The organism is Acidiphilium sp. 34-64-41, assembly GCF_002282635.1.
In the GTDB taxonomy this organism is placed as follows: domain Bacteria; phylum Pseudomonadota; class Alphaproteobacteria; order Acetobacterales; family Acetobacteraceae; genus Acidiphilium; species Acidiphilium rubrum.
Genome location: NZ_NCJX01000038.1, coordinates 18,620 through 37,111 on the forward strand (window position 1 = coordinate 18,620; position 18,492 = coordinate 37,111).

Sequence of the window (18,492 nt, forward strand, 5' to 3'; positions counted from 1 at the left end):
GGACGATAGCAGAGTGACCGGGCGCGTGCCGGATTTGTCAGGATAAGGCGTCGCTGTCGCCAAATTGGGCTTCGGGCATGGCAATCCAATGGCCGATCAGCCAATCATCGTCGATTGCCGCTTGTGGCGCGATGCCCGGGCCGCCGGGCGGTCGCTGTGGCGGCATGGCGGCGCGATGGCCGACCGGGGTCAGCCCGATGGCGGCAGCGGCGAAGTTGAAGAGGGAGCGATGGTGCATGGCATGGGGTTCCGCGATACCGATGCGATCGTTCAACAGGGGAATCATGGCGGAATGCGGGCCGTAAGGCGGAGACGGTGCGGCGCGATGCCCGGTCAGGGTTGCTTGCCGGGCAAACGAGACGCAGCGATCAGCGCCCGATCAGGGCCAGGGTGCGGGAGCTGGCGTGGACGAATTTGATGTAGCGCAGCAACGCGAACAGCGCGAGAATGAATCCGAGGTGCAGCGCCAGCAGGGGGCCCATCGCCGCGGTGGTGCGGAATACCAGCAGCGCGAGGGTTGGTGCGGAGTCGGTGGTGAATTGCAGGCCGAGCGGCCCGGAGGTGCCGACCAGCAGCCCTGCCCCGCCGATGACGCCGAGAATGACCGGGGCGCTCGACCAGAAATATGATCGTCCCAGTATTCGTCCTTACCGTAGCTATCGATCAGCACGCCGTGCGGTGCATCGTGCACGGCGCGGAGATGGCGGGTGTGGCGCGAATTGCCGCCGCGAAATGCAGATGGCGTGTTCGAGCAGCACGACGCGGGACCGGCTTCGGGGGCGGTGATGGCCACGCAGAGGGCCGCGTTGCCGCCGCCCACGACCAGCACATCCCACGTCGTGGTTTCGATTTTCGTGGCTTTCATGTCGCTCGGCGATGTGGTCATGGTTCGGCAGCCGGCGAGGTGTCGTGATCAATCGGACAGATCGATCCCCTTGGTTTCGTGAGTGGAAAGGATCGCGACGATCGCCATCAGCGCATACGCCATCACGAGCAGGCCGATATAGATGAAGGCGTGCTTGATGCCGACACTGTGGAGGATGAGGCCGGCGAGAATTGGGATCAGACCGCCGCCATAGACCTGCGAGATCTGGTAGCCGGCGCTCGCACCCGAGTCGCGGTAGCGGGTCGGGAAATTCTCGGTGTAGAAGGCCGGTATCGCGCCGTAGCCGAAGCCGAACACGAAGCCGAAGCCGATGATTTCGGCAATCGCGGCGAGGACGAGTTCATGCGTGTTGATCAGATAGAAATACGGAATCGCGAAAATCAGAAACACGATGGCAGAGGTGAGCAGAACGGTGCGGCGGCTGAGCCGGTCGGCCAGGAAGGCGCCGATGATCATGAACATCAGCATTGCGGCGGCGGCAATCAGCCCGATCCCTTCGGCCTGGCCGGCGGTGAAGCCGACCACTTTCATGTAGCTGGTGCCGAAGACGAAGCAGAGAAAGAATGCGCCGCTGAACATGGCGTTGACCACCGATGTGCGCAGGATCCGCAGCGGCATTTCGCGCCAGACGCGCGCGGCCGGATAATCGAGCACCTTGCGCTCGCTGCGCAGCGATTCGAACAGATAGCTGTCCTCGGTGCGCAGGCGGATGACGAGGCCGACGATGGCGACGGCGAAGCCGATGAAAAAGAAGATGCGCCAGCCGTAGGCGATGAAATCGGCCTCGGACATCAGCGATTTGACGAAAATCACGGACCCGAAGCCCAGCAGCAGGCCGATCGGGATGGCAAAACCGACCCAGGCGCCCCAGAAGGCGCGGTATTTGGAATTTGCCGCCTGTTCGATCACCCAGGTGGATGCGGTGCCGAACTCGGCGCCGAAGCTGATGCCCTGGGCGAGACGAAACACGATCAGCAGGATGGGGGCGGCGACCCCGATGGTGGCGTAGGTTGGGGTCAGGCCGATCAGGAGGGTGCTGACACCCATCAGCACGAGGGCGTAGACCAGGGCGTTCTTGCGGCCGGCGCGATCGGCGATATTGCCGAAGATGTAGGCGCCGACGGGGCGTATCATGATGCCGATGCCGTAGACGCCGATTGCGGCGGCGACGGCGGCGAGCGCGTGGAGCTTGAAGAAGATGCCGCCCCAGACGGTTGCGGCGATGATGCCGGTGACCAGGAAATCGTACTGTTCGATCACCGAACCGACGATGCTGGCGATCGCGACCTTCGTGATTTGTTTTGTTGTTGGAACGGGTCCGCTGGCGTTGATCGCTTGCATGTGCGTTGTCTCTCCTGGTCGGCGCTGCGAGGCTGTTGCCGCCGGCGCGATGGCAGCTGAACGCTCCGGCGGCAATCGCGCTGCAATTTTAATTCGTTATTGATCCATATCATTTATCGACGGATACGGTGACAGGCGCATCGCGCTAGCTGGCGTAGCGGCGCAGCAGGCGCGCGAAAATCGGCATCGCAATCATCATCAAGATCACCCGCAGGACATGGACCGCCAGGACGAAGGTGACATCGGTACGGCTCGATATGGCGAGCGCGAGGGCCGCGTAGATGCCGCCGGGCACGGTGGCGAGGTAGCCATCGTAAGCGCTGACGCCGGCGAGGTCGGCCAGCAGATAGCCCAGACCGGCGCAGATCAGATTGACCAGGATGATCAGCGCGGTTGCGGCAGGCAGCGTGCGGCCGACTTGTTTCAGCCGAGCCATGGTAAAGCGCACGCCGGCCTGCCAGCCGATCAAGGCGTAGGCGATCGCAATCAGCGGAAACGGCACGATTGCGCCCTTCGCGATGCCGCTGAGCGTGAATGCGGCGGCGATCAGCATGGGGCCGAGCAGGGTGCCGGCCGGCAGGCGGGTGAGCGCGGCGAGTGCGACACCCAGCACGCCGCTGACCACGAGCACGCCGATTCCGACATACCAAGCGGCGTGGTGGGCTATTCCTGGGGCGTGGGCGGCGGCGTGGTGCTCAGGGTGGAACAGCAGGGCCACGACCAGCGGCATGCTCGCGGTGACGATGCCGACACGCAGATATTGCACGATCGCGACCATGCGATCGTCACCGCCGAGTTGCGCCGCCAGCGACACAATGGCCGAGGCGCCGCCGGTGGTCAGGGCCAGCGCACCGGTGATCGGGTCGACATCGTGCCGGAGGCTGAGCAGGACGCCCGCCGCCATGCTGACGAACAGCGTCACCACGGTGACCAGCAACACCGGCAGGATATGCGCGCCGAGCGCCTGCATGGTGGAGGTTTTCACCAGCATGCCGATCATGACGCCGAGCACGGCCTGCGCCATGGTGACGGCGCGCACCGGTACGGCGGAGGGTGCGAGATTGCAGAGCGCCGCTATGGTGGCCACGAACAGGGCGGCAAATAATGCGGCGGAGGGCACATGGATCGCGGTGAGGCCGATGGTCACTACGAGGGTGACTGCGATCAACCCGATCCAACGCGGCAACTGCCCGCCCCCGCGCGCCGGGAACCCCGCTGTCATGGCCATAATGATGTCATCAGTCCGATCATTCGGCGATATGTCTGTATTACTGCCATGACGATGAACGTTGAACAATGAGATTCAGGCGATTTACCCCCCGGCGCAGAACTGGGATACAGAAGTCGCATGATGTCAGACCCATTGAGCCTTTGGTGATGCGGGCGGCGGTTTACTATGCGCCGGCCGCGGACGATCCGCTGTGGCGCGCCGGCACGGCGTGGCTTGGGCGCGATCCGGAGGCGAGGCTTGGTATCGTGCAGCCCGATATCGAGGGGCTGGTGGCGGCAACCGCCTCGCCGCGCCGCTACGGGTTTCATGCGACGCTGAAGCCGCCGATGGCGTTGGCGCATGGGTTGGACCGGTTGATCGACGATGTGCGGGCGCTCGCCCGCGCCATCGTACCGTTCGATGCGCCGAGGTTTACCGTGGCCCGGTTGGACGGGTTTCTGGCCTTGGTCGAAGCCGCGCCTTCGGCGCCGTTACGGGCTCTTGCGGATGCGTGCGTGGTCGGTCTCGACCATCATCGGATCGGCGAGAGTGCGGACCTTGTGGCACAGCGCGCGGTGGGGTTGGATGCGGCAGGCGAGGCGTATCTGAGGCGCTTTGGATATCCGTATGTGCTCGAACAGTGGCGGTTTCATATGACGCTGAGCGAGCGGCTGGCCGTGCCGCATCCGATCGAGGCGGCCGCACGGCAGTATTTCGGTGCGGCCTGCGCGGCGCCGAGGGCGATTGACAGTGTGGCGATCTATCGGGAGCCGGCGCCGGGTGCTGCGTTCGAACTGATCACGCGCATTCCGCTGGGGGCGTCGTAGCAGCGGACGCCCTATACGGGCGTCCACTTGGTTTGTTTAGCGGTTAGAGCCAGGCGCGGTGACGGACGGGGCGTTCGTGGCAAATTGCGTGCCGTAGGCGTTGTTGATCTTCTGGACGAGCTGGTCATGCTGCGTCGGTGACGGCGCGGCCTGTGCGATCAGGGGCGTTGCGAGGCTGAGGGTCGCTGCGACGACGGCGATGAAGGTCATTTTGGTCATGGCAAAAATCCTAGATTTACGTGGATGGGGAACTGCCATCTGGCAGGCGTGAGCCGGTCAGATGGCAGTGGGAGTTCAGGCGGTGGCACGGTTGCGCTGGATGGTGTCCAACTGATCGGTGTGAACCGTACGGCCGTCGGCCAGCTTTGCGTGCTTTACGGTCGCGGCGTTCGAGGGCGCGTGGACGATGATCGGGCTGGGCTGATAAATCGACGTGCCAACCGCGGCGTTTGCGGCCACCGGCGCAAATGCGCCGGCGACGGTTAGAACTGAAGCCAGAAGGGCAAATTTACGCATGGGAGTCTCTCCTTGGTCAAACGATGCAGGGGGTTCCCTGCTCTGCCGGAAGAGATAACTCTAACCATGAGATGTATTAAGCCGGCCATTCGCTCTAATACTCATACGTCTACGGTATGAATTTTGCCGATGCCTTGGATCGGACACAGTCGTTGCGGCCCGCCGAAATTTGGCAGCAGCCGCAACGCATGATTGGGCCAGTTTTTGAAGGGGGTTTTGGTGAGCCCGGAGGGAATCGAACCCTCGACCCCAAGATTAAAAGTCTCGTGCTCTACCAGCTGAGCTACAGGCTCTCACCAAAACGGCAACTACCGCTGAACGCCAATGCTGCGGTGAAGCCGCAATGACCAATTCTTGGCCGGTTCGTCAAGCCCAACCGATCATTGCGGCACCATGTTCCGTCATTTCGGTCTGCAACGGAGCCATGAAATCGGCCGGGCTTAACATTTGGTAAACAGGTTTAAGCGGCGAGTTCCATCTTGATGATCTTGGTCGGGTCGGCCACGCGGCCGCTCTGGCCCTGGCCCTTTTTGATCTGGTCGACGAATTCCATGCCTTCCGTCACCTGACCGAACAGGGTGTATTTGTCATCGAGGAAGGTGGCCGGCGCGAAGCAGATGAAGAATTGGCTGTTGCCGCTGTTGGGGTCGTTGGTGCGGGCCATCCCAAGCGCGCCGGTGAGGAAACTGGCTTTCGTAGTGAATTCAGCGGGCACGTTGGGCAGCGGACTGCCGCCGGTGCCGGTGTTCGACGGGTCGCCGGTCTGGGCCATGAAGCCGGCGATGACGCGAAAGAACTCGCAGCCGTTATAGAACCCCTGCCCTGTCAAGGTCTTGATCTGGGCGCAGGTTTTTGGCGCCAGATCGGGGCGGAGGACGATGGTGACGCGGCCGGACGGCAGCGTCAGGTAGATCGTATTGGCCAGATCGGCGGCAGCAGCAGTCTCGGACATAAGAACTCCAGCAAAGGGTGAGACCGCCGCGGCGGCCATTGTGGTGCGTGTCAGGGTGCGTCGTGTGATCATGTGGTTCTACCAACCCGGCGAAGGGTTCTCTCCAAGGTCAATTTCGGTACGAAGCTAGATATGTCGCCGCCCAGTTGCGCGATTTCCTTGACAAAGCGCGACGAGATGAACTGTTGGCGTTCGCTCGCCATCAGGAAGATCGTCTCGATATTCTGGTCAAGACGCGCATTCATACCGGCCATCTGGAACTCGTAGTCGAAATCGGAGACCGCGCGCAACCCGCGGACGATCACATGCGCGCCAAGCTCGTTTGCGAAGGCAATCAGCAGCGAATCGAACGCGCGTACCTCGATGATCGTTCCGGTGCGCGCGGCGATCGGCTCGATTTCGGCGCGGACCAGTTCGACCCGCTCGTCACTCGGGAACAGCGGCCCTTTGCCTGCATTGCGCGCGACGCCGATTACCAGACGTGCGCAGAGCGAGGCGGCGCGGGTAATGATGTCGATATGGCCGTTGGTGATCGGGTCGAACGTGCCGGGGTATAGACCGGTCAACCCGGTGCACTCGGAGCGAGCGCGATCAGACATTCTCGATATCGCTCCCCTCGGCATCCTCACCGTCGTCGATCACCGGGAACACGCTGGTGACCTGTTCGTCCTTGTCGACGCGCACCAGGGTGACGCCCATCGCCTGCCGGCCGGTGATGCGGACCTGATCGATCGGGGCGCGGATCAGCTTGCCATGGTCGGTGACCAGCATGATGTCATCGCCGGCGCGGACCGGGAAGGTTGCGGCCACGGCGCGGCCATTGCGGGGTGCCAGGGTGATGTTGGTGATCCCCTGCCCGCCCCTGCCGGTGACGCGATATTCATAGGCGGACGAGCGCTTACCGAAGCCGCCGGTCGTGACGGTGAGCAGCATATCCTCCTGCTCGGCGAGTTGGGCGGCGCGTTCGGCGGCCAACGTGATTTCGGCGGCGACTTCGTCCTGATCAGCGGGCTCAGCCTCGGACTCCTCGCCATTGCGGCGCTGGGCGGCAGCAAGTTTCAGATAGGCGGCACGTTCATCGACCGTGGCATCGACATGGCGGAGTACGGAGAGCGAAATGACTTCATCGCCTGCCGCTAGTCGGATGCCGCGCACGCCGTTGGAGTCGCGCCCGGCGAAGACCCGCAGCGTGTCGTCGGTGATCTGAAACCGGATGCAACGGGCCAGGCGGGTTGCCAGGAACACGTCGTCGCCCTCGCGGCAGGTGGCGACGCCGACCAGATGATCGCCCTCGTCCAGCTTCATCGCGATCAGGCCCGAAGAGCGCACATTGCGGAAATCGGCCAGGCGGTTGCGCCGGACATTGCCCGAAGCGGTCGCGAAAACCAGGTGCAGATCGTTCCACAGGGTTTCATCCTGCGGCAGCGGCAGCACGGTGGTGACGGCATCGCCGTTGAGTTCGGGCAGGATGTTCACAATCGCCCGGCCCTTGGCGGCCGGGGCCGATTCAGGCAGGCGCCAGACTTTTTCGCGGAACACCTTGCCGCCCTTGCTGAAGAACAGCACGAATTGATGGGTATGGGCGTTGAAGCTGCGGGTAATCACATCGTCACCGCGCATCGAGGCCGCCGCCCTGCCCCGCCCGCCGCGGTTCTGGGCGCGGAACATATCGAGCGGCGTGCGCTTGATGAACCCATCGCGCGTCATGGTGACGACCATCTGACCCGGCTCGATCAGGCTTTCATCGTCCTGGTCGGCGACGCTGTCTTCGATGCTGGTCAGCCGCGGCGAGCCGATGCGGGCGCGCACGGCATGGAGTTCCTCGCGCATCACTTCGAGCCGGCGCGGGCGCGAGCTGATGATTTCGAGCAACTCGCCGATTTTTTCGCCGACTTCGCGCAGTTCGGCTTGGATTTTGTCGCGTTCGAGGCCGGTGAGGCGTTGCAGGCGCAATTCCAATATGCCGCGCGCCTGCGCTTCGGTGAGGCGGACCGTGCCGGCGGCGGTGACCTGATTGCCGTGATCGTCGATCAAGGCGAGCAGCGGCAAGACATCGCCGGCCGGCCAGTCGCGCGCCATCAGCCCGGCGCGGGCGGCGGCGGCATCGGGGGCGGCGCGGATCAGGGCGATGACATCGTCGATATTGGCGACCGCGATGCCGAGACCAACCAATATATGCGCGCGGTCGCGGGCCTTGTTCAGGTCGAACCGGGCGCGGCGCAGAATGACGTCTTCGCGGAAGGTGATGAAACAATCCAGCGCATCACGCAGGCCGAGCTGGCGTGGCCGGCCGCCATCGAGCGCGAGCATGTTGATGGCAAAGCCGGTTTGCAGCTGGGTGAAACGGTAGAGCTGGTTGAGCACCACTTCGGGCGTGGCATCGCGTTTGAGTTCGACCACCATGCGCATACCGTCACGATCGCTTTCGTCGCGCAGGTCGGAAATGCCCTCGATTTCCTTATTGCGGACCAGTTCGGCGATTCGTTCGAGCAGATTGGCCTTGTTGACCTGATACGGCAGTTCGCTGACCACGATAGCGAGCCGATCCTTGCGGATCTCCTCGATGACGGCGCGGGCGCGGATGACGATGCTGCCGCGGCCGGTTTCGAAGGCGTTGCGTATGCCGGACCGGCCGAGGATCATGGCACCGGTCGGGAAATCCGGGCCGGGGACGATTTTCATCAGATCGTCGAGCGTCGCTTCGGGATGTTCGAGCAGATGCAGCGTGGCGTCGATGATTTCGGTGGGATTATGCGGCGGGATATTGGTCGCCATGCCGACCGCGATGCCGTTGCCGCCGTTGACCAACAGGTTGGGGTAGGAGGCCGGCAGCACGCGGGGTTCGGAGTCGGATTCGTCATAGGTCGGTTGGAAATCAACGGTATCGCGGTCGATATCGGTCAGCAGCGCCATTGCGGCATCGGCCAGGCGGGCTTCGGTATAGCGCATCGCGGCCGGCGGGTCGCCATCGACCGAGCCGAAATTGCCCTGGCCGTCGATCAGGCGGACGCGCATGGAAAAGCTCTGGGCCATACGGACGGCGGCGTCGTAAATCGCGGAATCGCCATGCGGGTGATATTTGCCCATCACCTCGCCGACCATGCGGGCCGATTTGCGATAGGGTTTGTCCGGCGTGTTGCCCGATTCGGCCATGGCGTACAGGATGCGGCGATGTACCGGCTTCAGCCCATCGCGCGCATCCGGCAGCGCGCGCGAGACGATCACGGACATGGCGTAATCGAGGTAGGAACGGCGCATTTCCTGCTCAATGGTCACGGGCGAGAGGCCGCGCGGGCCTTCAGTGGTGTCGGATTGGTCGGTCATGTCTGTGTCATATCATTTTCGGGGTGTGGGGGCGAGTGCGCCGCCGTTTACATGAAGGCACGGATGAATGCGCCTGACAGGACGGCGATACGGTCGCCGATGCCGCGGGCGTTCGACGCTCTACCACGGGACAGTCGGGAAAGATCCTGCCGGGCGAGGATTGCCAGGGTGGCGATCGGCATCGCCGCGCGCGGCAGGCGGATCGATACCAGCGCGGTTGCGGTGCGGGCCAGCGCGATCGGATCAGTGCCATCCTGCGGCAAAAGATCGCGACCGTACTGGCTCAGGGACTTTGCTGTGGCGAGGATGCGCGCGATCGCATAGCCGGTGCCGATGGATTCGAGCGTCGTCGGTTCGATATCGTCGATGACACCCAGCACGCCGCCGGCCAGGGCGGCGAGGCGGCCGGACGTGCCACGCACATAGGCCATGAAGGCCGGCCGATCGGGAATCGGCTCGGCTTCGGCCTCCCTGGCATCGATCAGTGCGATCAGGTCGGCTGGCGCGAACGCATTACGGTCCAGGGCATCACGTAGAAGCCGGGCGATCGGATGCTCGCGCACGGCGCCTTCGACCACTTCGCGCCACCAGTGCAGCCGGATGAGGGTGAGCGGGGCGGTGCTGGCAACCTCGCGGGCGCGGGCCAGTTCGTGGTTGAATGCGTACAGAATAAGCAGATCGCGCCGTGGCGGCGCCGGCGCGAACATCGCACCGAGAAAACGGTCGGGGTCGGCACGGCGGACCAGGGCGGCCAGTTCGTCGTCGGTCATTGCCGAACGCGATCGAAGCTTGACGCGGCACGGCCTGAACCATAGCTACCGTGCACGCAACCGGTGCGGTTCGCGCGCCGGCACGGACACAGAATCCCAACCAGGATCGGAGGTGCCATCATGGCATTCGAACTTCCCGCACTACCTTATTCTCACGCGGCACTCGTCGCTCATGGCATGTGCCAGGAGACGCTGGAACTGCATCACGACAAGCACCATCAGGCCTATGTGACGGCGCTGAACGGCTTTGTTGAGAAGAACGCCGAATTGCAGGGCAAGACGCTCGAAGAGATCATTCATCACACGCATGGCAAGGCCGATATGGCGCCGGTGTTCAACAATGCCGGCCAGCATTGGAACCATAATCTGTTCTGGCCGGCGATGTCGCCGACCGATGGCGGCAAGATCCCTGCCAAGCTCGAGGCAAAACTGACCGAGGATTTCGGCTCGGTCGACAAGTTCAAGGACGCGTTCAAGACCGCGGCGACCACGCAGTTCGGCTCGGGCTGGGCCTGGCTGATCCTGACACCGGCCGGCAAGCTCGCGGTGACGAAAACGCCGAACGGCTCCAACCCGCTCGCCACCAAGGAGGGCACCGCACTCCTCGGCATCGATGTGTGGGAACATTCCTATTATCTGGATTTCCGGAACCGCCGGCCGGATTATGTGACCAACTGGCTCGATAAGATTGCCCATTATGCCTACGCCGAGCATCTGATGGGTTAATAAATCGGGGGCAGCGCTTCTTTTTTATGGAAAAAGAAGCGCTGCCTTACTTTGCCGGCTTTTTGACCTCGGCGATTTTTGCGTCCGGCTTGGTTTCGGTCAGCACCGTGCTGATCGTGCTGCGCAGCACCGTAACCCGCACGTTCGGCGCGATATCAACCTCGATTTCCTCCGCACCATCAACCGCCTTGGCGACCTGGCCGATGAAGCCTCCGCCGGTGACCACCTTGTCGCCGCGCCGGATGCCCGCCAAGCGTCCCTTCAGGGCCTTGGCCTGCTGCTGCTGCGGCCGGATCAGAATGAAGTAGAAGACGATGACGATGAGAACCAGCGGTGCGAAGCTGAAAATGGCCGACATGCCGCCAGCGGCAGGGGCGGCATCGGCGGCGTAGGCGGTAGCAATGAACATGCGTGGTATCCTGATGTGAAATCGGTGGTTGTCCTGCGTCGCGCGGGACCATAGTTTGCCGACCCGCCGCGTCAAGTCAGGAACCCAAATGAACCAAACGACGATTGATCTGCTTACCCGCATCACCGCAGCGCTGGAGCGCTTGGCGCCCGAGCCCCCTGCCCCGGCCTCGTTATACGGGCATGACGCGTTCGTCTGGCATCCGGCGCGGCGTACGCTGGAACCGGTGGCGCGGGTTTCACGCGTCGATATCGGGTTGTTGCGCGGGGTCGACCGGCAGAAGCAGATCCTGCTTGAAAACACCATGCGGTTCGCGCGTGGGTTTTCGGCCAACAACGCCATGCTGTGGGGCGCGCGTGGCATGGGCAAATCATCGCTCGTGAAGGCGGCGCACGCGGCGGCGAATGCCGAATTGCCCGAAAGTCTGGCACTGATCGAAATCCATCGCGAGGATATCGCGACCTTACCCGATCTACTGGACATCATCCGGCCGCAATCACGCAGAACCTTGGTTTTGTGCGATGATCTTTCATTCGAACGTGAGGATGCCGACTATAAGGCGTTGAAATCGGTGCTGGACGGCGGGATCAAGGGGCGGCCGGAAAACGTGCTGTTCTACGCAACGTCCAACCGGCGGCATCTGATGCCGCGCGACATGATCGAGAACGAGCGCAGTACCGCGATCAGCCCTTCGGAGGCGACCGAGGAAAAAGTGTCGCTGTCGGACCGGTTCGGCATCTGGATCGGATTTCACAACTGCGACCAGGCGACTTTTTTTGCGATGATCGAGGGGTATGCCGCGCGGTTCGCGCTGCCGATTGATGCGGCGACGCTGCAGGCCGAGGCGGTGGAATGGTCGGTCACGCGTGGCGCGCGGTCCGGGCGGGTCGCCTGGCAGTTCATTCAGGATCTGGCGGGGCGGTTGGGTCACCCGATCGCGCTCGATGAACGGGATTCTTGAAAAAATTTATTATTTGCGAATGTTGCGATATGGCGCATTCACACGCAAGTCTTGGTAATCTAACGGGTGGGGTCGCGTAATCCGCCCGCTGCAAGCAGGTCTTTATTGCGCGCAGCGCTGGCCGCGCGGGAAATTCCGGCACGCGCATTGCTTGACATCGCGTATGGCAAACGGATTACAGACGCTGAATTATGATGAAGCATCACGCCTGATGCGGCATATTTGCAACCGACGACTTGGCTGGAGAGCCTGCTGATGCTGGATAGTGCAACAATGAACGGCGCGCTGCCGCCGTGGGAACCCGATGAACTTGGTCTGACACGGGCCACGATCGTCAGTATCACCGTGATGGCGGTGGTGCTTGGCGGTATTTTCTATGCGGGAACGCATTTGCCGCACGTAAAGAAGCCGGTGGTACCGACCACCTATGTTCATATGGTCACCCTGCCGCGGCCGAAGCCGCCACCGCCATTGCCAATTCCGCCGCCGCCGGTGCCCGTGCCGGTGCCCAAGCCGATCATTCACCCGGTTATCCAGCATGTTTCACCGCGGCCGACCAAGATTCCGGTGCCGGTCAAGCATGTGATCATTCATCACAAGCCACCGCCGCCGCTGAAAAAACCACCGCCGCCGCCAGCCCCACCGCCGGCGCCGAAGCAGCCGCCGTTCAACTTCAACGCCTATGCGGCCGGCCTGCGTGCGCCGCTGCAACAGGAAGTGCCAATCAGCCGGGCGATGAAGATGCTCAATTTGCACGGCACCGCGTATATCGAATTCACGCTTACGCCGAGCGGGCATTTGGTCTCGGCATCGGTTTATAAGAGCAGCGGCAATCCGCTGATAGACAAATCGGCGCTTGAGACGGTACTGCACCACCATTTTCCGGGGTTTCCTGGAACGCAGAACAAGGTGTTTGCCCTGCCGGTGGAAATCGACGCGGAGCAATAGAGCCGTTCGATTACAAGCGTCCTACAGAAAACCCTACCATTGGTGGGGTTTTTTTATGCGTTTGATATTGTTTTGATCACTTTGCGCAGATTTTTAAGCAATTTGTGAAGACAATCCGGACGCCGCACATACTCACACTTTTGTGATTCGATCTGTGTCATGCACCAAATAACAAAAAAATCTTAAATACCGGAATATTGTTTCTTCATATAACTGTAACAAGAATGAAACTTACAAATCGTTACGGTAAGCTGGGGCGAGCTGGCCGAAAACACGCCAAATCGCTAAACGTCTCGGTTAATGTGGCCAAAAAGTCATATACAAAAAGCCGCCAGCCAGAAATTATATGCGCACCTGCCATGCTTAATGATTTTGGCTGGTCATATGTCCTCTGATCAACTGGGAGCTTTGAATGATAAAATTGCGATCGGGTCATGGCCGATTATTTGTTCTGACCGCGTGCTCCGTTGCATCCGGCGTGGTGTTTTCGGCAAGGGTCTGGGGTCAAACTGCGCCGGCGCCGGTTATTGTGCCTGAAACCGGCACGGGGCCGATCGTCCCAGGCGGGATGACCACGCCGAACGCGCAGGCAATTCATATTGCAAAGATCAGGAAGATCTATCACGAGCTCCTGCTCAAAGAGAAGAACCTTGCGACTGCTGTGTCGGTGATCAGCACTAAGCAAATCGCCGCTGAGGGAATCCAGAGCGGCTCCATCCAGTCGTTGCTGAAGCAAACACCGTCGGTCAATTCCTATCAGCAAAACATCGGCCAGGGCGTGCCTGAACTGACGATCCGCGGCGTCCGCAATTCGCAGCTAGCCGAGACATTAAACGGCCTCGTTCCGTTGCAGGATTTGTTGTCAGGTGGCCAAGGCGCATTCCTCAACAACAACGTTGGATCGCCGGTTACCCTTGGTCAGTTGGGTGGTACGACGGTGTATCCGGGTGTGGCGCCACCAGATCGGCAGGGGTTTGCGACGGTAGGTGGAACCATTGCCTACGAGACGAAAAAACCGACTGCGCACCCCTATGCCGAACTGTTCGGTGGCATTGGGTCCTTCGATTCCAGCAACGCAGGGTTTGAAATCAACACCGGCAACATCGGGCCCGGTGTGGATGCGCCCCGCGTGTTGCTGCGGTATAATCAATCTTTCACGAGCGGCTTTCCGGACAAAAATTCAATCCGCTCGGGTGACATGCTGTTTGAGGTCGACAAACCATACGATGAGGGATTGTCGCACATATCTGCGACGGTAATTTATAATCGCGCAGACGGTTATATTGTGACCGCACCGCTGGCTGTTCCTTTGATCAACGAGAATAGCTACAGTTATAATTTCCCTCACTCGCTCACGTACTCGCGCGAGAACAATAAATATCTTACCGCAATCATCCACGATACGACGTATATCAATCCGCATTTGATCCTTAGCGGAAGCCTGTTCTACCTAAGGCAGCCGACTAAATTCACCAGCTATCAGCAAGGTAATTCAGTCGCATACAATCCGGCGTTTCCATATCAGGTTACATTCCAGGTTCCCTATTTTTCCTATGGTGCGAATTTTGGACCCGGCAACTTTTACTACAAGCCGGGATATTTCACTTATGACCCAGTGAAAACGTTTGGCAGTTACACCGCCGGTGAATCGGCCGAAGTGATCACGGGCGGAACTCAAACGGTCGGCTTTACGCCTAGAGCTAACATTTTCTTGCCACATAACGACATCACTGTCGGCGGCATATTCACCAAGGAGATGGCCCTAAGTGGCGCCGAATATGTATACGGCTCGATACCAATGCCGGAGCAGATCGGGTATAATTCGTTTTCGTTTGGCGGTGGATCACAGCGGACAATCTATTCGGTTTTCCTTCAGGACAAACTCAACCTCCTCAACAATAAACTGCACATTGAGCCCGGTATTTCTCTAACTGGGGTTTATAGCAGTACGATAGCTGCTTTCTCCTACTCCCAGACGAGCGCACTAAACCCGACGGGTAATTACAAGCTCCAGAATTTTGGAAGTCAGGCCGACCCGTACTTAAGCGTCACATATGATCTGCCTCATAATTTCATTGTTTACGCCGAATACGGCAAAGGAGCCCGCTATGCGCCAATTGCCGACTATTCTCTCGGGACGGCGTCGGCCGGGGGAGTTTCTAGCTCAACCAGCGCACCGAAACCAGAGATTCTGCACGCGTATACGGCAGGTTTGCGGTATGATACCCCTAACCTTTATTTCAGCGTAGATGAGTTTTACCAGAAGCTGACAAGTGCGTTCTCGTTCTACACAAACTATCAGACCGGCGTGTCCTCGAACATAAACATCGGTGTTCAACAGTTTCGTGGCCAGGAGGCCTCCGCAAAGATCAAACTCACTCATGATTTGGAGTTTTACGGAAACTTTGCTCACAATCAGTCAAATTATCTGAATCAGTACTACGCGAACGACACGCCTTTCCAGGGGCAATTCGGGTATGTATTTAAAGGTAACCCGCTTACATCCGTACCGAATTACACGGGAAATTTTGGACTAGACTATGAGAACGGCCCTTACTCGGCCCGGATCGGGGGGCACTATACTGGCCAACAGGTGATCACGGGCGATTTGCCGCCGCAGTTGCCTAATTCACCTCAAATTTCTCCCTTGGGTCCCAACAGCACTCTTGCTTTGGCGACAATCCCGTATGTTCCATCGGCGCAGGCTAATCTTGCGAATTCATTGGGTGGATACCCACCGATCCCGCATTTCCGCCTGCCCGGCTACCTCACCATGAACATGTTTCTTAGCTATAAATTGCAGATGCATGGTTATGACCATCTCCAATATCTGAAATTCTCCTTGAATGTTCAGAATCTCCTCGGACTGCACGCATATCAGCATTATTTCCTGGCACCGGCTGAGCTTCCCCAAAATGGCGGCTTTGCGTTAACGCCAACTTATGCTTCCGCTTATAACGTCATTCCACGGAGTATTTTCTTCAATGTGACCGCGCGGTTCTGAGGTTTAAACTCATTGCTCTAAAAACCGGCCTTTGGGCCGGTTTTTTTTGAGCTGATGAAAAAATGGGCAGCCAGTTTGTGGACAATTGTGTCCAAATAAGTATCTGAAAGACGTGATTTTTTTGCAACACAAATTGGACTCGGCAATAAATCGTTATGTGGCGTTTTTGTGACGGACTTATTTGATCATTATTCCGCAAATTTTGGTAACAATGCCGCTGCCAGTCGCTCTCTAGGACGCAAAATTATAATGATACGAATACGTAAATATTTGGGGCGTGTTCCTTGTGCTCTTGGCAGCTGAAATCAGCCCATGCGACATACGCAGCTCTGCAACGCGTTGATCGTGTCATGCGGTGCGCGACGGGAATTGGGTTCAATGGTCCTTCGGGGGCCCTGGGAGTTGTCTATGCAAGTGGGAACATCGCGCAAGCGAATTTTGCTGATCACCGCCTGCTCGGTTGCGAGCGGCATGGTGTTTTCGGCGCGGGTCTGGGCGCAGAGCGCGCCGGCCCCGATCATTGTACCGAGCACACCTGACGCCGGCGCCGCGCCGATTTTGCCGACTGGTTCCGGCACGCCGAGCGCACAGGCAGTTCATATTGCGAAGATCCGCAAGATTTATCACCGGCTTCTGCTCAAGGAAAAGAATATCGCCGCCGCGGTGTCCTTCATTGACAAGCATCAAATCGAGGCGGAGGGCACGAGCGGCTCCATTCAGAGTCTTTTGAAGCAAACGCCTTCGGTGAACGAGTATCAGCAGGGCCTTGGCCAGGCTGTTCCGGTTCTGACGATTCGTGGCGTTCGTAACAGTCAGCTGGCTCAGACACTCGACGGCATTCCGTTGCAGGATCTGCTTTCCGGCGGCCAGGGGTCCTTCCTGAACAACAACGTCGGCTCCCCGGTCACTTTGGGACAACTTTCGGGCACTGCCGTGTATCCGGGTGTTGCGCCGCCGAACCGACAGGGTTTTGCGACCATTGGCGGTACGATTGCCTATACGCTGAAAAAGCCGAGCTCAACGCCGAGCGCTGAGATTTTTGGCGGGTATGGTTCGTTTGATACCAGCCATTTGGGCTTTGAGCTGAACACTGGCGCTTACAAGAACCAGATCGACGGCATTCGGGCGCTGTTTCGCTATAGCCAATCCTATACTGCGGGCTATATCGATAATACCAATGCGCGCTATGGCGATTTGTTGTTGGCGCTCGATAAGCCTTACGACGACGGGCTGTCACATCTTACCGCGGACGTTATCTACAATCGCGGTCAGGGATACGTGCTCACCTCGCCGTTGCCGGTGCCGGAATTGCAGCAGAACGGCGCCAGCTTCAACTTTCCGAAGTCGGATACGTACAACCGTCAGAATGATAAATACCTAACCGTTATTCTGGGTGATCAGACGTATATCAACCAGAACGTCATCGCCAGCGCGAAAGTATTCTACATTCACAACGAGAGCGACCAGACCAATTATCTGTCGCCCGCGTTCAACCCGAGCGTTTACAACCCAGCCCAGCCCTATGGCATCGATGGTCAGGCCCTGTCGCAGTTCTACACTGCCAGCAACTTCGGACCCGGCAACACGTTCTACAAGCCGGGTTTGTTTACCTACAATCCCTCCGCCGTGTTTGGCCAAGCCTATGCGGGCATCAATGCGACGCAGACCGACAGCCATACGACGACGATCGGATTCACGCCGCGAGTCCACATTTTTGCGGGCGTCAACAACATCACGGTCGGTGGTTTGTTCGCCAAGGAAACGTCGGCTGGTTCGCAATACATTTATGGCACCGACCCGATGCCGCAGATTGCCGGGTATAACTCCTTTGCATTGGGAGGCGGTGCACAGCGTACAATTTACACGGTTTTCGCTTCCGACAAGATCGAGTTGTTGAACAACAAGCTGCAGATTGAACCGGGGATCAGCCTGACCGGGGTCTACAGCTCGAACAAGGTGCCCTTGAGCTATTTCCATTCGCAGGGCTACAAGCTTGCGAATTATGGCAAAACGGCCGAGCCGTATTTGGGCGTGAGTTATCAGTTGCCTTATAATATGGTTGCATTCGCGAGTTACGGCAAAGGAGCACGCTTTGCACCGACCACGGATTACTCGCTGGGTTCAGCGGGGAGTTCGACGTCTGCGCCGAAACCGGAAATTGTTCATGCCTATCAGGCAGGTCTGCGCTATGACACGCCGAACCTGTACTTGAAGGCGGATTATTTCTACCAGAAGATCACAAGCGCTTTCTCGTTCTTCACGAATTATAACACGGGCTTGTCGTCTTACATCAATGTTGGTGCGCAGCAGTTCAGTGGTGTCGAGGCATCGGGCAAGTATCGCCTGACGCCGAGCGTTGTGTTGTTTGGAAATGCGTCGTACAACCGGGCACGTTATCTGAACAGCTATTCAGCCAGCGTGACGCCGTTCCAGGGTCAGTTCGGTTATGCTTTCAAGGGCGACCCGGTCACTTCGGCGCCGACATGGCTTGGCAATTTCGGCGTGACCTACAACCACGGTCCCGTGCCTATCCGGTTGACTCAGACACCCACTAGGGCTAGTGGCCCCCGCCATGGCGGCCATTGACATTCACCAGCGTGACGAACTGGCTTTTCCCC

The 18,492-nt window shown here is 59.5% G+C and carries 17 protein-coding genes and 1 tRNA gene; 7 read left to right on the top strand and 11 right to left on the bottom strand.

Features of this window, described 5'->3' with window-relative positions:
* Window positions 1–37: 37 nt before the first annotated feature.
* Together B7X49_RS09725 and B7X49_RS09730 are read right to left on the bottom strand one after the other, a co-directional pair.
* Window positions 38–274 (bottom strand): hypothetical protein, encoded by a 237-nt coding sequence (locus B7X49_RS09725; RefSeq protein ID WP_286702613.1) that lies wholly within the window; start codon window positions 272–274, stop codon window positions 38–40.
* Between the two features lie 639 nt (window positions 275–913).
* Window positions 914–2,146 (bottom strand): MFS transporter, encoded by a 1,233-nt coding sequence (locus tag B7X49_RS09730; RefSeq protein WP_286702612.1) that lies wholly within the window; start codon window positions 2,144–2,146, stop codon window positions 914–916.
* 10 nt (window positions 2,147–2,156) lie between these two features.
* Between B7X49_RS09730 and B7X49_RS09735 the strand changes: the two genes are divergently transcribed.
* The gene (locus B7X49_RS09735; RefSeq protein WP_286702611.1) at window positions 2,157–2,330 is read left to right on the top strand and encodes a hypothetical protein; all 174 of its coding nucleotides are present in this window, start codon (window positions 2,157–2,159) and stop codon (window positions 2,328–2,330) included.
* A gap of 42 nt (window positions 2,331–2,372) precedes the next feature.
* Here the strand turns inward: B7X49_RS09735 and B7X49_RS09740 are convergent, their stop codons facing one another.
* Window positions 2,373–3,449: an AbrB family transcriptional regulator gene (locus B7X49_RS09740; RefSeq protein ID WP_286702610.1), complete on the bottom strand. Its 1,077-nt coding sequence runs from the start codon at window positions 3,447–3,449 to the stop codon at window positions 2,373–2,375.
* 155 nt (window positions 3,450–3,604) lie between these two features.
* Here B7X49_RS09740 and B7X49_RS09745 point away from each other — a divergent pair, with 155 nt between their 5' ends.
* A complete protein-coding gene (locus B7X49_RS09745; RefSeq protein ID WP_286702609.1) occupies window positions 3,605–4,264 on the top strand; it encodes a DUF1045 domain-containing protein in 660 nt (219 codons plus the stop codon).
* Between the two features lie 36 nt (window positions 4,265–4,300).
* Here B7X49_RS09745 and B7X49_RS09750 read toward each other — a convergent pair whose 3' ends face one another.
* The 7 genes from B7X49_RS09750 to B7X49_RS09780 all read right to left on the bottom strand — a co-directional run bounded on the left by B7X49_RS09750 (window position 4,301) and on the right by B7X49_RS09780 (window position 9,826).
* Complete coding sequence (locus tag B7X49_RS09750) at window positions 4,301–4,483, bottom strand: hypothetical protein (RefSeq protein ID WP_286702608.1); 183 nt, start codon at window positions 4,481–4,483, stop codon at window positions 4,301–4,303.
* A 75-nt stretch (window positions 4,484–4,558) separates the two neighbouring features.
* Window positions 4,559–4,780 carry a hypothetical protein gene (locus tag B7X49_RS09755; RefSeq protein ID WP_286702607.1) on the bottom strand — a complete coding sequence of 74 codons (222 nt, stop codon included), beginning with the start codon at window positions 4,778–4,780 and terminating at the stop codon, window positions 4,559–4,561.
* Window positions 4,781–4,997: 217 nt separating this feature from the next.
* A tRNA-Lys gene (locus B7X49_RS09760) sits at window positions 4,998–5,073 on the bottom strand.
* Window positions 5,074–5,240: 167 nt separating this feature from the next.
* Window positions 5,241–5,804 (bottom strand): peptidylprolyl isomerase, encoded by a 564-nt coding sequence (locus tag B7X49_RS09765; RefSeq protein WP_286702606.1) that lies wholly within the window; start codon window positions 5,802–5,804, stop codon window positions 5,241–5,243.
* The gene (gene coaD / locus B7X49_RS09770; protein ID WP_286702605.1) at window positions 5,801–6,331 is read right to left on the bottom strand and encodes a pantetheine-phosphate adenylyltransferase; all 531 of its coding nucleotides are present in this window, start codon (window positions 6,329–6,331) and stop codon (window positions 5,801–5,803) included. Before coaD ends, B7X49_RS09765 begins: the two co-directional genes overlap by 4 nt.
* Complete coding sequence (gene gyrA / locus B7X49_RS09775; RefSeq protein WP_286702604.1) at window positions 6,324–9,056, bottom strand: DNA gyrase subunit A; 2,733 nt, start codon at window positions 9,054–9,056, stop codon at window positions 6,324–6,326. Before gyrA ends, coaD begins: the two co-directional genes overlap by 8 nt.
* 47 nt (window positions 9,057–9,103) lie before the next feature.
* Window positions 9,104–9,826 carry a squalene/phytoene synthase family protein gene (locus B7X49_RS09780; RefSeq protein ID WP_286702603.1) on the bottom strand — a complete coding sequence of 241 codons (723 nt, stop codon included), beginning with the start codon at window positions 9,824–9,826 and terminating at the stop codon, window positions 9,104–9,106.
* 120 nt (window positions 9,827–9,946) lie between these two features.
* Between B7X49_RS09780 and B7X49_RS09785 the strand changes: the two genes are divergently transcribed.
* The gene (locus B7X49_RS09785) at window positions 9,947–10,552 is read left to right on the top strand and encodes a superoxide dismutase (protein WP_029311071.1); all 606 of its coding nucleotides are present in this window, start codon (window positions 9,947–9,949) and stop codon (window positions 10,550–10,552) included.
* A 46-nt stretch (window positions 10,553–10,598) separates the two neighbouring features.
* On the opposite strand, the gene yajC is transcribed toward B7X49_RS09785, so the two are convergent.
* Window positions 10,599–10,961, bottom strand: coding sequence for a preprotein translocase subunit YajC (gene yajC, locus B7X49_RS09790; protein WP_029311072.1), 363 nt, complete (start codon window positions 10,959–10,961; stop codon window positions 10,599–10,601).
* A gap of 88 nt (window positions 10,962–11,049) precedes the next feature.
* On the opposite strand from yajC, the gene B7X49_RS09795 reads away from it, so the two are divergent.
* The 4 genes from B7X49_RS09795 to B7X49_RS09810 all read left to right on the top strand — a co-directional run bounded on the left by B7X49_RS09795 (window position 11,050) and on the right by B7X49_RS09810 (window position 18,460).
* Window positions 11,050–11,922, top strand: a complete 873-nt coding sequence (locus B7X49_RS09795; protein ID WP_286702602.1) for an ATP-binding protein — start codon at window positions 11,050–11,052, stop codon at window positions 11,920–11,922.
* 255 nt (window positions 11,923–12,177) lie between these two features.
* The gene (locus tag B7X49_RS09800) at window positions 12,178–12,870 is read left to right on the top strand and encodes an energy transducer TonB (RefSeq protein WP_286702601.1); all 693 of its coding nucleotides are present in this window, start codon (window positions 12,178–12,180) and stop codon (window positions 12,868–12,870) included.
* 412 nt (window positions 12,871–13,282) lie between these two features.
* Entirely contained in the window at window positions 13,283–15,874 is a 2,592-nt protein-coding gene (locus tag B7X49_RS09805) for a TonB-dependent receptor (RefSeq protein ID WP_286702600.1), read from the top strand.
* A gap of 438 nt (window positions 15,875–16,312) precedes the next feature.
* Window positions 16,313–18,460, top strand: coding sequence for a TonB-dependent receptor (locus B7X49_RS09810; RefSeq protein WP_286839156.1), 2,148 nt, complete (start codon window positions 16,313–16,315; stop codon window positions 18,458–18,460).
* Window positions 18,461–18,492: the final 32 nt, after the last annotated feature.

Excerpts from the sequence above, each read along its gene's own strand:
- B7X49_RS09735 (WP_286702611.1), top strand. The coding sequence starts at position 2,157 with ATGCTGGCGATCGCGACCTTCGTGATTTGTTTTGTTGTTGGAACGGGT.
- B7X49_RS09740 (WP_286702610.1), bottom strand. The coding sequence starts at position 3,449 with ATGACAGCGGGGTTCCCGGCGCGCGGGGGCGGGCAGTTGCCGCGTTGG.
- B7X49_RS09745 (WP_286702609.1), top strand. The coding sequence starts at position 3,605 with ATGCGGGCGGCGGTTTACTATGCGCCGGCCGCGGACGATCCGCTGTGG.
- B7X49_RS09750 (WP_286702608.1), bottom strand. The coding sequence starts at position 4,483 with ATGACCAAAATGACCTTCATCGCCGTCGTCGCAGCGACCCTCAGCCTC.
- B7X49_RS09755 (WP_286702607.1), bottom strand. The coding sequence starts at position 4,780 with ATGCGTAAATTTGCCCTTCTGGCTTCAGTTCTAACCGTCGCCGGCGCA.
- B7X49_RS09765 (WP_286702606.1), bottom strand. The coding sequence starts at position 5,804 with ATGATCACACGACGCACCCTGACACGCACCACAATGGCCGCCGCGGCG.
- coaD (WP_286702605.1), bottom strand. The coding sequence starts at position 6,331 with ATGTCTGATCGCGCTCGCTCCGAGTGCACCGGGTTGACCGGTCTATAC.
- gyrA (WP_286702604.1), bottom strand. The coding sequence starts at position 9,056 with ATGACCGACCAATCCGACACCACTGAAGGCCCGCGCGGCCTCTCGCCC.
- B7X49_RS09780 (WP_286702603.1), bottom strand. The coding sequence starts at position 9,826 with ATGACCGACGACGAACTGGCCGCCCTGGTCCGCCGTGCCGACCCCGAC.
- B7X49_RS09785 (WP_029311071.1), top strand. The coding sequence starts at position 9,947 with ATGGCATTCGAACTTCCCGCACTACCTTATTCTCACGCGGCACTCGTC.
- yajC (WP_029311072.1), bottom strand. The coding sequence starts at position 10,961 with ATGTTCATTGCTACCGCCTACGCCGCCGATGCCGCCCCTGCCGCTGGC.
- B7X49_RS09795 (WP_286702602.1), top strand. The coding sequence starts at position 11,050 with ATGAACCAAACGACGATTGATCTGCTTACCCGCATCACCGCAGCGCTG.
- B7X49_RS09800 (WP_286702601.1), top strand. The coding sequence starts at position 12,178 with ATGCTGGATAGTGCAACAATGAACGGCGCGCTGCCGCCGTGGGAACCC.
- B7X49_RS09805 (WP_286702600.1), top strand. The coding sequence starts at position 13,283 with ATGATAAAATTGCGATCGGGTCATGGCCGATTATTTGTTCTGACCGCG.